Here is a 13,197-nt window from a genome sequence, read left to right on the forward strand (position 1 = left end):
GATTCAGGCGACGCGCTTCGGTGGGACGAGCATCACGTTGCCGTCGGCCTTCGCGACGACGTCCTCGGAGACACTGCCCAGCAGGAGTCGACGGAGTCGACTGTGGCCTCGCGAACCGACCAGCGTCGTCGTCGGATCGTGGTCGTCCTCGGCAGCGAGGATCTCCTCGACGGGATCGCCCTGGCGGACATCCAGGCGCGTCTCGATGTCCCAGTCCTCGAGTCTCCCGGCCAGTTCGTCGAGCCGATCGCGAGGGTCGTCATCCGGCTCCGGGTCGGCGGGCGTCTGGACGTGAACCAGCGTCGCTTCCTCGGCCGCGTGCCGGAGATAGGAGAACGCCTCGAAGGCCTCCTGGGCGTTCTCCGAGAAGTCAGTCGCGTACAGCATCCGCTGGAAGAGGTGTTCTTCCAGGACGGCAGGATCGTCCGTCGCCCGCTGGATCCGATTGACGAGCAGCGGCGTCACCGACGTCCGCGCGAGGTTCCGGGCTGTCGAACCGATGAAGCGATTCTCCAGTGGACTCGATCCGCGCGAGCCGACGATCGTGAGACTCGCACCGACCGACTCCGCGAGCCCGTTGATCCGGCGATGGGGTGTCCCGCGTACGACGTGGGTTTCGACGTCGAACCCGGCATCTTCGAACGTTTCCCGGTAGCGATCGAGTGCTGTCTGGCGTCGTTTCTCGAAGTTCATCCCGGGCATCCCGGCGTGGACGTTCGACGGGACGACTGTCACGAGGTGGAACGCCTCGACGCCGATCCGCCCGAGACACTCCAGACACGTCTCGTTGGCGATCGCTGCTTCACTTGCCTCTGAGAGGTCCGTTGCGTATACGGCCTTCATACAGACCGCTTGGAGACGCGACTATAATATTGCTTTGATTGTTCAAGACTATTCGGTCGAGGATGGCGGCCACCCTTCATGACCCTGGTGGCCGACGACGCCAACGACGCGGCGACCAGCCACGAACCACAGCATCCGGAAACCGGACTAAATCGCCGGTAATTCCAGTTTCAGCCGAGCTAACGCGAAGCCAGAAACGCGCACTGTGCGTCGATGTACTATATCTGAATAAGTTATGAAAATATTCTAGTCGGTTACGTAGCAGATACGTGTTTGTAATATTGTGCAGACTGTTCAAAAGCGTTTTACCCACCCGTAGAATATGGGGTATTGAAGGGATGATCCAAATACATACACGATCGACTGCGAGGGGAGAGCGATGCTAGGGTTGGGATCGGGAGCCCAAATACTGCAGGCAGGGACGCTCGTGGGGGCAGTGTTGCTCGAGGCAGCCGTCCTCTATCTGGGGTACGGCGCGCTCTCGAGTGTCCTCGCCGAACCGCTCGTCGAACGCATTCGTACACTCTAACCCATGGAACTGTTCGGACTCGCCGCGAGCATGCTACTGCTGTTCGTCGGCTTTGGCTTCATGGTCGGCGTACTGTTCGGCTTCTTCGGAATGGGCGGATCCTTCCTCGTGACGCCGGCGCTGATGATCATGGGCTTCGAGACGACCACGGCCGTCGGGAGCGGGATGGCCTTCGTCTTCGGGACGGCCGTCATCGCGACGCTCAAACACCGTGATCTCGGCCAGGTCGACTACAAGCTCGGCGGCCTCATGATCGTCGGGACGACGGCCGGCATCGAGGTCGGGCGGATCGGACTGTACTTCCTGCAAGATCGGGGACTTGCGGGCCTGATCGTCGGCGTCACGTACGTCGTCCTGCTTGGCGGCGTCGGCCTGTTCGTCACGCGGAACGCGCTCCGCAACGATGGCGACGAATCGATCGAGGAGCAACACGACGCCGACGCTGAGATCGAGCCGGACGACATTCCGGACATCGCCAAGAAGATCCAGTCTTACACCGTCCCGCCGATGATGACGATCGGTGGCGGGATCAAGGTCTCGCTGTGGATGGTGCTCGGCGTCGCCTTCGCGACCGGGCTCCTCTCCGGATTCCTGGGCGTCGGCGGCGGCTTCATCCGGATGCCCGCGATGTTCTACCTGATCGGGGTACCCGTCCCGATCGCCGTCGGAACCGACCTCTTCGAGATCGTCTTCTCGGGCGGCCTCGGGTCGTTCCTCTACGGACTCGAAGGCGGCGTCGATCTCTCGATCGTCGCGCCGCTTTTGGCGGGGAGCGCACTCGGCGCTCGAATCGGGTCGACAGCCACCAGCCTGGTCGACGAAAGCGAGATCAAGATCTACTTCGGGCTGATGCTCGTCGGCGGCTCGATCGCCGTCGCGCTCCGTCAACTCGGCAACGCCTTCGGGAGCGACGCCCTACAGGTCGTGAGTTTCGGCCTGATCATGCTCTCGGCCCTCGCAGTGGGAAGTGCCGTCATCTACAGTGCAGTCAGTGCGATCAGAGCGGACACGCAGACGGCAGACGTCACTCCGGCTGACTGATCACCAACCCGAGTTCGTACGCGCCAGTCGAGTCGACGCGCCCGCCGTCGGATCGTCGACTCGTTACAATTCGTTCTTACGCGCCGCTCGCCGGATCGCCGTCGCGCGGTCGCGGATCGCGTCGCGTTCGCGCTCGTCCTTGTCGTCCCAGTGGCTGTAAACCAGTCCCATCCGGTGGTTCGACCGGAGGCGGTCCTCGTTGCGCCCCAGAAAGTCCCAGTACAGCGCGTTGAACGGACACGCGTTCTCGCCAGTCGTTTTCGTCTTGTAATACGGACAGGTACCGCAGTAATCGCTCATCCGATCGACGTAGTTGCTTGTAGCCGTATACGGTTTCGTCGAGAGGACGTCGCTGGCGAACGTGCCCATCCCGACGACGTTGGGCGTCGTCACCCAGTGAAAGGCATCGACGTAGGCGGCGTGAAACCAGCGATTGAGTACCTGTGGATCGACGCCGAACGTGGTCGCGACGTTCGAAAGCACCATCAGTCGTTCGATGTGATGGGAGTACCCGCGACGGCGAACCCCGTCGATCACGTCCGCGAGACAGGCCATGTCGGTCTCGCCAGTCCAGAAGAAGTCGGGTAGTGGCTCGGTCGCGTCGAGTTGATTGGCCCCGGCGAGCCGGTCCTGCTCTCGGCGGTAGACGTGCCGCATAAATTCCCGCCACCCGAGCACCTGACGAACGAACCCTTCGACGCTGTTGAGCGGTGCACTCTCACGCTCGTATGCCTCGATCGCCCGCTCGATCACCTCACTGGGATGGAGCAATCCGAGGTTGAGACTCGTCGAGAGCAGGGAGTGACTCATCGCCCAGGCGTCCCGGCGCATGGCGTCCTGATACGGGCCGAAATCTGTCAGTCGATTCTGACAGAAGTCCTCGAGCACGTCGAGGGCTTGCTCCCGCGTCACTGGCCACCGAAACGGCTCTGGGTCGGCCCAGGATCCGCCGTATGGGGCCTCGTCGTATCCACCGTCGAAGCGGTCGGTCACCCACTCGCCCACCTCGCGCGTGGTCTCGTCAGGTTCGAACGCGGGTGGCTCCGGTGGGGACCACTCGGCGGGCGGGGTCTCGCGGTTGTCCTCGTCGTAGTTCCACTCGCCACCGACCGGTTCGCCGTCGTCCATCAGATAGCCGGTCTCCCGGCGCATGTACCGGTAGAAGTCCTCGTGGCGGTAACCGTCGGCGTCCCTGTCGGCATCCCACTCATCGAACTGCGCCTGCGAGCACCGAAAGCGGTCGTTCTCGACGACGTTCAGGTGGCCGCCGGCGTCGGCGACGAGTTTTTGCAGTCGTTCGGATCCACCGCCAGCCGGACGCATGAGTGTGAGGTCGTCGTGCGGGTACTCCTCGAAATAGGCTGTCAGTCCGTCCTCGAATGTCTCCACCTGATAGTACCGTACTTCCCGCCCGCCCTCACGAAGTTCGTCCCGGAAGTGTCGCATCGCGCTGAAAACCAGCACGAGCTTGTGCGGATGATAGGGCAGGCGCTCGGCGAACGATCGCGCTTCGATCAGCAGCACTGGTTCGTCGGATCGCTCGGCAACGGGGCCGCGCTCGCCCGAGAGCTGATCACCAAGGACCCAGACGGTCATCGAAGACCTCTCCCGCGGTGCATACGCGTCTGTTCGGAATCGAGATGGGTAAAGGCACGCCCGCAGTGGTTGTGGTTACTGGTTCGATGGGAGATCGACTCCCCGGGTTCGAATCCCTTGGTCCTCCGCTCCTCCCTTCGGTCGTCGCTACGGACGCGGCGGGAGTTCGCCGAGTGAAACGAGGCGAACGTCGATAGACTCGCTTCGCTCGTCTATCGGGACTGAGCGAACGCGGCGCGTTCGCGAAGGTCGCCGCGGCCGCTGAGTGACGAACGAAGTGAGGAACGAAGCGGACGCGGCGGGATTCGAACCCGCGATCGAGAGGTTAGGAACCTCTCGCCCTATCCCCTAGGCCACGCGTCCTGGCTGGGAATGGGGAGAGGTCGAAGAAAAACTGTTGGGTTTGATGGCGCTCGACCCACCGGACGCCAACTCGCTCAGTTATCTTCCGTGTTGGTCTCGGTCATCGTTTCCCGCTCGGTATCCGCCGCGCCGAACTCGTCTTCGGTGCCCTCGTCCGAACCGCCGCCCTGAATCTCTTCGAGTTCCTGTTCGACCTGTTCGCGCCCCTTCTGGAACTCGCCGATGGCCTGACCGCTCGAGCGAGCGAGTTTCGGAATCTTGTTCGCCCCGAACAGGAGGACGGCAAGCAACAGGAGGAGGAGTACCTCCGGCCCGCCGGGGATACCCAGTTGCAGGATGGTTGTTTCGATCATCGCTATCTGATTCTTACCTACTGTCTATTATAGTCTTTTTGCTAGTCGCCGCGTTGTCGGGGTGGTCGCTCGTCCACGACTGCGGACACAGTTGTCGAGAGCGGTACACCTTTCGGTGGCTCATCCGTATGCTGACACGCAATGGTATCCGAAGGCGACACTGCCCCTGACTTCACCGCACCACTCGCGAACGGCGACATCGGCTCCGTTACCCTCTCGGAGCATCTCGACGACGCGCCGCTCGTGCTGGCGTTCTTCCCGGGCGCGTTCACGAGCGTCTGCAGCCACGAGATGGCCGCGTTCCGCGATCGCATCGCGGAGGTCGAGGACGCCGGCGCGACGCTGTACGGCATCAGCGTCGACTCGCCGTTCGCGCTCAACGAGTTCCGCGAGAAGCTCGAACTCCCGTTCGACCTCATCAGCGACGCCGAAAAGGAGATCGTCGACGCCTACGACCTCACGATGGACTTCGACGACCTGGGCGTCTACGACGTCGCCAAACGCTCGGTGTTCGTCATCGACAAGGACGGCGAGGTCACCTACGCGTGGGTCAGCGACGATCCCGGTGTCGAGCCGGACTACGACGAAGTGATCGAAGCCGCAGCCGACGCAGCCTGATCGCGTAGCCGACCGATTTTTCTCGACCGCGCCGTTTGGGTCCGTATGAGCGACGCGACAGACCCCACAGGAGACAACGACGATACCGAGGGCCGGATTTACGATTCAGCGAGCGACCACGCGTTTCCGGACGAGCGGCTCAACGAGGTCTTGACGTACATCAACGGTGACGCCGAAATCCAGGCGTATCTCTCCGCACAGAACGTCAATCCCGTCGCGCGCAAACAGTACAACGACCACGGCGAGAAACACATCGAGATCGTCCGCAACCGCGCGCTGTGTCTGTACGACCTGCTCAAAGAGGGTGGCGTGACGTTCAACGGCGCACGGCAGCAGGGACTCGACGAGGCTGACGAACCGGTCATCGTCGCTCTGGCGGCGACGCTACACGATATCGGTCACGTCGTCCATCGGGACGATCATCCCTACTACTCGATCCCACTCGCGGCGGACTTGCTGGATCGGGTCCTCCCGGAGTTGCCCTTCTACGACGTGGCCGAGGCGGTTCGGCTCAAGGGCGAAGTCCTCCACGCAATCCTGGGTCACGACACGGCAGAGGAACCACTGACGCTCGAGGCCGGCGTCGTCCGCGTGGCCGACGCGCTCGATATGGAGAGCGGGCGCTCGCGATTCCCCTACGAACAGGGTGGACGTGGGATCAACACGGTCTCCAGCCAGGCCATCGAGGCAGTCAACCTCCGGCCCGGCGATAGCGTGCCGGTCCTCGTCGAGATCGAGATGACCAACGCCGCAGGCGTCTACCAGGTCGACAACCTCCTGAAGGCGAAACTCCGGGACTCGGGACTCGAGGAGTTCCTCCGGATCGTCGCCGTCAACACCCGCCAGGACACCGAGCGGATCGTCGAGCGGATCGAACTGTGACCGACTCTCACAACGAATCCAACACCGGACGGTTTTAGAGTGGCGCGCCCCTATTTCCTATTGTTATGGGCTTCGGAAGCTACGATGAAACCGAGCAGGAGAATCAGGCCAGTGGATCGGACATCGACGACAGCGAGAGCGTCGACGTCGATGCGACCGACCACGACGGGGACGTGAGCTTCGAAGCGGACGCCTCACAGGACGAACTCCTGGACAAACTCCAGGACATGAAAGACTGAATCGGCTGTCGGCGGATGCTTTCTCTACTCGCTTCTCTCGTACTCCTCGGCCAGTTCGTCGAGTGCCTCGTGGCGCTCCGTCGTGTGGGGGGCAGTCAGCGGCGAGACGCTGATCCGGTCCTCGACGACGGCTCGGCGATCGGTCCCGTCGGGATCGGGAATGGTCCCCTCTGCCATCCACTCCCAGATACGATCGTGGAGTTCGATCTCATCGCCGTTTTTGAGGGCCCCCATCTCGTAGACCCGTGACGGCGTCGTAATCTCCATCGGTGCAGTCGCCGCTCCGTCGACGGCCAGCGGTGCGTTGACGTTGAGGTAGTCAGCGTGCTCGAAGACGCCCGACTCCAGCGCCTGTTCGACGAGATACCGCGTGGCGCGTGTCGCGTTCGCGTAGGACTCGGGGGCTTCCGTGAGTGGCTCCCACTTGTCGTCGTCCCGGACGGGGACGTACATCGAGACGGCGATCGCCGGCACGTCGAAGAACGTCGCTTCGACGGCTGCACTCACCGTCCCGGATCGGCCCAGGACGTACGCCCCCAGGTTCGCGCCGTCGTTACAGCCAGCGACGACGAGGTCGACGTCGTCGAGGAGAACCTCCATCCCGGCGACGACACAATCCGTCGGCGTCCCGTCGATGGCGTACCCGAGTTCGTGTTCGGTCACGCCGACGTTTGTCGATATCGACCGACCGACGGCGCTCCGGTCGTCAGCCGGCGCGACAGCTGTGACCTCACCGACAGGAGAGAGCGCGTCGTAAAGCGCCCGAATCCCGACGCTGTCGATGCCGTCGTCGTTCGTCAGCAAGATCGTGGGCTCGTCGGTCATGGACTCGTTCTGGCCGGCGGGCGCAAAAGTCTTCCTCGCCGGGTACCCGGCGTTGACCCTCTCCCGCTCAGGGGACTGCCACGCTGTCGACAACCGTCTCGGCGTCGACGACCAGGTTGTACGCCTCCTCGTCGTCGTTCCACAGCGCCAGGACGTTCTCGAAGGAGAGCAAGTCGCCGTACTGACTCGCGACCAGATCACGATTGAGTGTCGATTCCCGCGTCAACACGGCGAAGTGGTCTGTCCGCTCGCTACCGTCACTCACCAGAAAGAGCGGGTTCGCGTCGGGGCCCGACCGCAGGTCCGGACTGAGTTTGATCCCGACGACGTCGATCCGGTCGGTGACGTAGCCGTCTGCGTCAGCCATCTTCGAGACACGTGAGCCGTCCGGCGTGTACTCGATCGCCGTCGCGCCGTCCGACCGGAGGATCGAATAGGCGTACTGGACGTCGGCGTTCTCGAACTCGCCGTCGTCGTGGTCCGCATCGTCACAAGCGTCGTCGAGTCGTTCCTGGAACGGTGGCATTGCCAGATCGGGTCGGCGGTCGAACGACCAGCACGCTCCGGCAGGGGTCTCGCCGGGCCAGAGACGCACGGTCGGCGCGTAGATCGTGTAGGTGTCCTCGACGGCGCGTTCGGTCGTCCTGAGGCCGGTCGCCGTTCGCTTGTCGGCTGGCGAAAGTGCCAGAATTGACCCATCAGGTTCGAGCGCGTCAGCGTACTTGCGGAGGACGGTCGCGGGCGAATCGAGTTCGTCGAGGACGTTCGAGAAGACGATGAGGTCGAAGGTGTCGTCCGGCTCGAAGTCTTGGGCTCGCTCGCGATGGACGGTCGTGTGTGCGTTTCGCCCCGTTTCGTCCAGGACCTCCGAGAGAACGTCGGCGGCGTCGCTGGGCTCGACGGCGTGGTAGTCGACGATGCCGCCGGCTTCACACACGAGATCGAGCAGTCCCAGTGCCGGGCCGCCGACGCCGGCCCCGACATCGAGTACCCGGAGCTGTGCCGGCAGTCGATCGTCGGCCAGGAGTGGCTCCAGCGCGTATTGCCCGACGGCGTAGTAGTCCGGGAGGTGATAGACGGCGTAGGCGAGCGCAGTCTCCCGGTCGTAGGTGACGTCGGCCCCTTCGAGGTAGGATTCCTTGACTGATCGGATGCGCGAGCGGAGTCGCTTACCTGACTCTCCCTCGGGCCAGCCAGCCCCGAACTCCCCGACGAGCAGATCCTCCAGAATACGGGCGTAGCGTTCCGGGAACGCCGCGACCTGTTCGACAATTGCGTCGAGCGGTCCCTCGGGGGCCGGCACGAACCGGCCGTCCTCGCGCTCCTTGAGTCCGAGTTCGACGGCCGACTCCCGGATCGTCTGGGTGACGACGCCCGGATGGGGCCGATCCGGCACGTACTCCCTGATCTCGTCTGGATCGATCGGTCTGACATTCCGGAGGTACCGAACGCTGTCGAGGATTGCGTCGCGCTCGTCACTCATCGGTCGGTTCCCCCGGGCGGGCGCTCCGGTAGAGCTCCTCGAACGTTTCGTCGTCGGCCTCGGCGAGTCGCTCGGCAGCCGTCGCCACGTCCTCGGCCCCGTCGAAGGCGGCCTGGATGTCGGCGTAGACGCGCGGTTCGCCGGCGGTGACGGTTTCGAGCAGGTCCAACAGCCCGGCAGAGATCGGCGTCTGGAACCGTTCGGGAACGGACTCGGCGGCCAGGCCGAACGCCAGGATCGCGGCGTGTGTCCGGGCCTGGACGGTCTCCATCGCCGCGTCGTGCTCGGCTGGCGTCGTCTCGAAGAGGTCGTTGCCGGCGGCTGTCAGCGCCGCACGAACCTGATTCGTGACGGGTCCCGGTTCTTCAGCCACCAGCGGCACGTTACCGGGCGCGTTCGATGGTGCAAAGAGCGGGTGAAAGCTGACTCGTTCACAGTCGGGCGCGTGCTCGGCCATCGCTGCGACGGGGTCGGCCATGATCCCCGCGAGGTCACAGATTGCCCGGTCGGCGTTCGCGGCGTACGTTTCGATCGCGTCGACAGTCACTGGCATCGGAACGGCGACGCAGACGAGATCGAAGTGCTCGGTCGTCTCAGGCGAGACGGTTCGGCCGCCGACGGTGTCGCCAGCGGTCCGAGCTACTGTCGAATCGGTGTCGAGAAACGCGAGATCCGGTGGGTCAGCGGCGTGTGCGTCGAGGGCTCGGGCGAACCACTGGCCCATGTCCCCCGCCCCGACGACGAGTACGTCCATGCTGATTCGGTACTCCGGGGCGATTCAAAAGGAGTTCGCCTCGCCACTCCGCGATAGCAGCGAACGGTACCGGTAAATTATGGGTCGAAAGCGCTAACACCCCCGAATGGATAACCCGGTCCATGAAGCGCGTCCGCTTTCGTGACCCGGCAGGAACGATTCGGGGGGGCCGATGGATCACCGAGGACGAGACAGCGTACGTCACGACTGCGCTCGGTGAGCCCGACTCCGTGGCGGCGGACGAACACACCTATCCGGCCGACGACGTCGACGTCCTCTCGCCCGCCCAACCGACGAAGACCGTCTGTATCGGGCGCAACTACGTCGATCACGCCGACGAGCAGGACGCCGACGTGCCCGATCGCCCGCTACTCTTCTTGAAGCCGCCGAACACCGTCGCGAGCCACGGCTCGACGGTCTCGCTTTTGGCCGGCAAGGAACGCATCGACCACGAGGCCGAACTCGCCGTCGTCATCGGCGAGACCTGCCACGACGTGAGCGAGAGCGACGCCGAAGACGTCATCGCGGGCTACACCTGCTTCAACGACCTCTCGAATCGCGACGACCAACGCCGCGAGACCAACTGGGTCCGGGGGAAGGCCTTCGACAACGCCGCACCGATGGGGCCAGTGCTGGCTACTCCCGAAGAAGTTCCGGCGGACGCGAGCATCGAACTCCGGGTCAACGGCGAACAGCGGCAGTCGGGAAGCCGCGAGGACATGGTGTTCTCCGTGCCCGAGTTGATCGCCGAGATCACCGACTACATGACCCTCGAGCCCGGCGACGTGATCGCGACGGGAACTCCCGCCGGGGTCGGGCCGCTCGAAGACGGCGACACCGTCGAGATCGAGATCGAGGGGATCGGGACGCTTCGCCACGGCGTTCACATCCCCGAGTAAACCACCCGCCAACCGACGCTACCGCCACTGAGCTATGGAACAACTCGACGTCGAGGACGGGTTCGATTTTCACGAGTACCGCCACGGACTCAAGTTACTCACAGACGATCGGGAGACGACCCACCTCGAAAACCGCGAGGGGTTCGCCTGTCCGGCCTGCGGTCGCCCGTTCGAGCGTCTGCTGGTGTCCGAAAAGCGGCTGCACACGTTCAACTCGCCACCGGGCCCGTTCTGTCTGGTTCGGACGGACGAGCAGTTGCTGGTGCTGACGCATTGACTTGCCGGTGGCGACCGATCGAAGGTGAGCCCCAGAAGCCGGACGTCACGGATTGAGCCTGGACGGGAGACGTTGTCCCCGGCCGGTCGGCCGGCGACGGCGTTACCCGGATTTCGACCGGGTCTTGCCAGCCAAGGGCGTTGCCCGGATTCCCACCGGGTGTTCCCTTCGCGAAGCGAAGGGGTGTAGCCGGAACGGCCGGCTGTGCCCGCATCAGCTGACGTGAGCCGGATTTTCGCCGGCGTTGCCGTCCGTGTTCCCGAAGCCCGTTTGCACGTGCTCCGGTAGTTGGCCTTCGTTTTCGACCGCCATGGCGGTCGACGGTCAGGCCGGTTCGGTCCTCCTTCGAGACCTGTGTCCTTGCCGCCTTTTTACGGGCGTTTCGGTTGTGGCCCCTACCTCGCTCCGTCTCGTCGCTTCGATCCGGAGCGTCGGCGTCCAGTGTGCCCCCGCGACTTCCGTGGGGGACGTTACAATACGACGTGGTACTTATTAACACTTTCTGATGGCGGCTGACGTATCACCATATTGATTTGATCGGCAGACCGTGTCAGTCTGCCCGGAAGGCAAACTGTTAGGGGCCGGGCTGTCGAGTGTACGGGCATGGCAGCGGTAACTGACCTGGTCGAGCGCCTCCGCAGCGGGGAGCTTCGGCTATACGAACTCGAGGACATCGCCGATCCGGACGACGCGACGGCTGCACGTCGTGCGTACGTCGAAGAAGAGACCGACGCCGACCTGGAGAAAGTTGGCTCGTATACGATCGACGCCGCCGACGCCGAGCCGAACATCGAGAACATGATCGGGGCGGTCCAGATCCCGATGGGTGTCACGGGGCCTCTGCCCGTCGACGGCGAGGCGGCCGACGGCGAGTACCACGTCCCGCTGGCGACGACTGAAGGTGCCCTGGTCGCGAGCGTCAACCGTGGCGTCACGGCGATCCGGGACGCCGGCGGGTCGACCGCCCGCATCATGAAGTCGGGAATCACCCGCGCGCCGGTGTTCAGCGTCGAGGACGTCGGCGAGGCCAAGGCCGTCGCCGACTGGGTTCGCGAGAACGAGGCCGAACTCGCCGCCGTCGCCGAGGACACCGACCCGCACATCGCCTTCGAGGACGTCACGCCGTACGTCGTCGGCGATTCGGTGTTCCTCCGGTTCCGCTATGACACCGGCGACGCCATGGGGATGAACATGGTCACCATCGCCAGCGAGGCGGCCGCCGAGTTCGTCGAAGAAGAGACGCCTGCCGAACTCGTCGCGCTCTCGGGGAACCTCTGTTCCGACAAGAAGCCGGCCGCGATCAACGCCGTCGAGGGACGGGGGTATACAGTCGCTGCCGACGTCTTCATCCCCGACGAACTCGTCGAGGACACCTTCCACGCGACCAGTGAAGACATCGCCGCCGTCAACACCCGCAAGAACCTCGTCGGGAGTGCGAAGGCGGGGAGTCTCGGGTTCAACGCCCACGTCGCCAACATCGTCGGCGCGGCCTTCCTCGCACTGGGCCAGGACGAGGCCCAGGTCGTCGAGGGGTCCAACGCGATCACGAGTCTCGAAGCCCGCGAAGACGGCCTCTACGCCAGCGTGACGCTCGCATCACTCGAAGTGGGAACCGTCGGCGGCGGGACCGCATTGCCGACGCAGTCCGAAGCACTGTCGGTCCTCGGCCTCGCCGGCGGCGGCGATCCGGTCGGCTCGAACGCCGAAGCACTCGCGGAAATCATCGCGACAGCCGCACTCGCCGGCGAGCTCTCGCTGCTGGGCGCGCTGGCGTCGCGCCACCTTTCCAGCGCCCACGAACAGCTCGGTCGGTGATCGGCTGCCGAGCGGCTCGGTCGACACCCCCACCGCTTTTCCGGGCTGTCGATCACTCGTCGTCGGCCGGCGCTTGTGCCGTGTCGTCGACGACGACGGCGTAGCCGAACCCGGTCGCGATCAGGAACAGACCACTGAGGACCAGAAAGAGGCCGCCGACGGCGGCGAACAGGACGGCAGACCGCGCGAGTGGGGCGAGAAAGACGAGCGTGAAGCCGGCCGCCCCCGAGAGTGAGCCGACGCCAGTCCGGTATCGGCCCTCAGTCGCCGCGTATAGCCCCCACGTCCCCAGGCCGATCGCGGCGGCGGCAGCCACGACGCTGAGTAACTCGTAGCCACCGATTCGAATGGTCGCGCCCACGGCGTGGACGCTTGCGGCGACGATGCCAGCGAAGACGAGGGCGATCCCGCCGATCACCGGTTCGGCGGCCATCCAATCGTCTGACTCACGAGTAGTCACGTCTCCGTGTACACGGCCGCCCCTCTTGAAACTGTGCGATCCCGGAGTGGGTCGCTGGGACTCCGAACACCTTCACTTTCACCGGGCGCGGACGGCTGAGCGGTTTATGTCCCGTCCGCGAAGGAACACTCGGCGGCCGTCGGCGAGCACCGACGGGCGTCTCCAGGAGTGAAAGACATGGCCACAGACGACGATTCGATCCCCGGACGCGTCCAGCCCT

15 protein-coding genes and 1 tRNA gene are annotated in these 13,197 nt (G+C 64.4%); 8 read left to right on the plus strand and 8 right to left on the minus strand.

The features are described from left to right. Positions 1-3: 3 nt before the first annotated feature. Entirely contained in the window at positions 4-843 is an 840-nt protein-coding gene (locus tag HTIA_RS02230) for a universal stress protein (protein ID WP_008527436.1), read from the minus strand. 379 nt (positions 844-1,222) lie between these two features. Between HTIA_RS02230 and HTIA_RS16775 the strand changes: the two genes are divergently transcribed. Both HTIA_RS16775 and HTIA_RS02235 read left to right on the plus strand, forming a co-directional pair. Further along, positions 1,223-1,372, plus strand: a complete 150-nt coding sequence (locus HTIA_RS16775; RefSeq protein ID WP_021029283.1) for a DUF7512 family protein — start codon at positions 1,223-1,225, stop codon at positions 1,370-1,372. 3 nt (positions 1,373-1,375) lie between these two features. After that, positions 1,376-2,413, plus strand: coding sequence for a sulfite exporter TauE/SafE family protein (locus tag HTIA_RS02235; protein WP_008527432.1), 1,038 nt, complete (start codon positions 1,376-1,378; stop codon positions 2,411-2,413). A gap of 63 nt (positions 2,414-2,476) precedes the next feature. On the opposite strand, the gene HTIA_RS02240 is transcribed toward HTIA_RS02235, so the two are convergent. The 3 genes from HTIA_RS02240 to HTIA_RS02250 all read right to left on the minus strand — a co-directional run bounded on the left by HTIA_RS02240 (position 2,477) and on the right by HTIA_RS02250 (position 4,725). Further along, complete coding sequence (locus HTIA_RS02240; protein WP_008527430.1) at positions 2,477-4,009, minus strand: cryptochrome/photolyase family protein; 1,533 nt, start codon at positions 4,007-4,009, stop codon at positions 2,477-2,479. 290 nt (positions 4,010-4,299) lie between these two features. Beyond that, positions 4,300-4,372 (minus strand) — tRNA-Arg (locus HTIA_RS02245). Positions 4,373-4,446: 74 nt separating this feature from the next. Next, on the minus strand, positions 4,447-4,725 hold the full coding sequence (locus HTIA_RS02250) for a twin-arginine translocase TatA/TatE family subunit (protein ID WP_008527429.1): 279 nt from the start codon (positions 4,723-4,725) through the stop codon (positions 4,447-4,449). A 141-nt stretch (positions 4,726-4,866) separates the two neighbouring features. On the opposite strand from HTIA_RS02250, the gene HTIA_RS02255 reads away from it, so the two are divergent. The 3 genes from HTIA_RS02255 (at position 4,867) to HTIA_RS02265 (ending at position 6,464) form a co-directional block, all read left to right on the plus strand. Then, a complete protein-coding gene (locus HTIA_RS02255; RefSeq protein ID WP_008527428.1) occupies positions 4,867-5,343 on the plus strand; it encodes a redoxin domain-containing protein in 477 nt (158 codons plus the stop codon). Between the two features lie 45 nt (positions 5,344-5,388). Further along, positions 5,389-6,225 (plus strand): HD domain-containing protein, encoded by an 837-nt coding sequence (locus HTIA_RS02260; protein ID WP_008527427.1) that lies wholly within the window; start codon positions 5,389-5,391, stop codon positions 6,223-6,225. A gap of 65 nt (positions 6,226-6,290) precedes the next feature. After that, entirely contained in the window at positions 6,291-6,464 is a 174-nt protein-coding gene (locus HTIA_RS02265) for a DUF5786 family protein (protein WP_008527426.1), read from the plus strand. Positions 6,465-6,488: 24 nt separating this feature from the next. On the opposite strand, the gene surE is transcribed toward HTIA_RS02265, so the two are convergent. From surE to HTIA_RS02280, 3 genes are all read right to left on the minus strand, one after another. Then, complete coding sequence (gene surE, locus HTIA_RS02270) at positions 6,489-7,289, minus strand: 5'/3'-nucleotidase SurE (RefSeq protein ID WP_008527425.1); 801 nt, start codon at positions 7,287-7,289, stop codon at positions 6,489-6,491. 67 nt (positions 7,290-7,356) lie between these two features. Then, complete coding sequence (locus HTIA_RS02275) at positions 7,357-8,772, minus strand: methyltransferase domain-containing protein (protein ID WP_008527424.1); 1,416 nt, start codon at positions 8,770-8,772, stop codon at positions 7,357-7,359. Next, positions 8,765-9,526 (minus strand): prephenate dehydrogenase/arogenate dehydrogenase family protein, encoded by a 762-nt coding sequence (locus HTIA_RS02280; protein WP_008527423.1) that lies wholly within the window; start codon positions 9,524-9,526, stop codon positions 8,765-8,767. The genes HTIA_RS02275 and HTIA_RS02280 overlap by 8 nt, the downstream gene beginning before the upstream one ends. Before the next feature lie 122 nt (positions 9,527-9,648). Between HTIA_RS02280 and HTIA_RS02285 the strand changes: the two genes are divergently transcribed. From HTIA_RS02285 to hmgA, 3 genes are all read left to right on the plus strand, one after another. Then, positions 9,649-10,425: a fumarylacetoacetate hydrolase family protein gene (locus tag HTIA_RS02285; protein ID WP_008527422.1), complete on the plus strand. Its 777-nt coding sequence runs from the start codon at positions 9,649-9,651 to the stop codon at positions 10,423-10,425. A 34-nt stretch (positions 10,426-10,459) separates the two neighbouring features. Then, positions 10,460-10,702, plus strand: a complete 243-nt coding sequence (locus HTIA_RS02290; protein ID WP_008527421.1) for a DUF7385 family protein — start codon at positions 10,460-10,462, stop codon at positions 10,700-10,702. A gap of 603 nt (positions 10,703-11,305) precedes the next feature. Next, entirely contained in the window at positions 11,306-12,517 is a 1,212-nt protein-coding gene (gene hmgA / locus HTIA_RS02295) for a hydroxymethylglutaryl-CoA reductase (NADPH) (RefSeq protein ID WP_008527419.1), read from the plus strand. Positions 12,518-12,569: 52 nt separating this feature from the next. Here the strand turns inward: hmgA and HTIA_RS02300 are convergent, their stop codons facing one another. Beyond that, entirely contained in the window at positions 12,570-12,977 is a 408-nt protein-coding gene (locus tag HTIA_RS02300) for a hypothetical protein (RefSeq protein WP_148290920.1), read from the minus strand. Positions 12,978-13,197 lie beyond the last annotated feature (220 nt).

The organism is Halorhabdus tiamatea SARL4B, from assembly GCF_000470655.1.
Lineage (GTDB): Archaea > Halobacteriota > Halobacteria > Halobacteriales > Haloarculaceae > Halorhabdus > Halorhabdus tiamatea.

Excerpts from the sequence above, each read along its gene's own strand:
- HTIA_RS16775 (WP_021029283.1), top strand. The coding sequence starts at position 1,223 with ATGCTAGGGTTGGGATCGGGAGCCCAAATACTGCAGGCAGGGACGCTC.
- HTIA_RS02250 (WP_008527429.1), bottom strand. The coding sequence starts at position 4,725 with ATGATCGAAACAACCATCCTGCAACTGGGTATCCCCGGCGGGCCGGAG.
- hmgA (WP_008527419.1), top strand. The coding sequence starts at position 11,306 with ATGGCAGCGGTAACTGACCTGGTCGAGCGCCTCCGCAGCGGGGAGCTT.
- HTIA_RS02255 (WP_008527428.1), top strand. The coding sequence starts at position 4,867 with ATGGTATCCGAAGGCGACACTGCCCCTGACTTCACCGCACCACTCGCG.
- surE (WP_008527425.1), bottom strand. The coding sequence starts at position 7,289 with ATGACCGACGAGCCCACGATCTTGCTGACGAACGACGACGGCATCGAC.
- HTIA_RS02285 (WP_008527422.1), top strand. The coding sequence starts at position 9,649 with ATGAAGCGCGTCCGCTTTCGTGACCCGGCAGGAACGATTCGGGGGGGC.
- HTIA_RS02240 (WP_008527430.1), bottom strand. The coding sequence starts at position 4,009 with ATGACCGTCTGGGTCCTTGGTGATCAGCTCTCGGGCGAGCGCGGCCCC.
- HTIA_RS02275 (WP_008527424.1), bottom strand. The coding sequence starts at position 8,772 with ATGAGTGACGAGCGCGACGCAATCCTCGACAGCGTTCGGTACCTCCGG.
- HTIA_RS02235 (WP_008527432.1), top strand. The coding sequence starts at position 1,376 with ATGGAACTGTTCGGACTCGCCGCGAGCATGCTACTGCTGTTCGTCGGC.
- HTIA_RS02290 (WP_008527421.1), top strand. The coding sequence starts at position 10,460 with ATGGAACAACTCGACGTCGAGGACGGGTTCGATTTTCACGAGTACCGC.
- HTIA_RS02260 (WP_008527427.1), top strand. The coding sequence starts at position 5,389 with ATGAGCGACGCGACAGACCCCACAGGAGACAACGACGATACCGAGGGC.
- HTIA_RS02280 (WP_008527423.1), bottom strand. The coding sequence starts at position 9,526 with ATGGACGTACTCGTCGTCGGGGCGGGGGACATGGGCCAGTGGTTCGCC.
- HTIA_RS02265 (WP_008527426.1), top strand. The coding sequence starts at position 6,291 with ATGGGCTTCGGAAGCTACGATGAAACCGAGCAGGAGAATCAGGCCAGT.
- HTIA_RS02230 (WP_008527436.1), bottom strand. The coding sequence starts at position 843 with ATGAAGGCCGTATACGCAACGGACCTCTCAGAGGCAAGTGAAGCAGCG.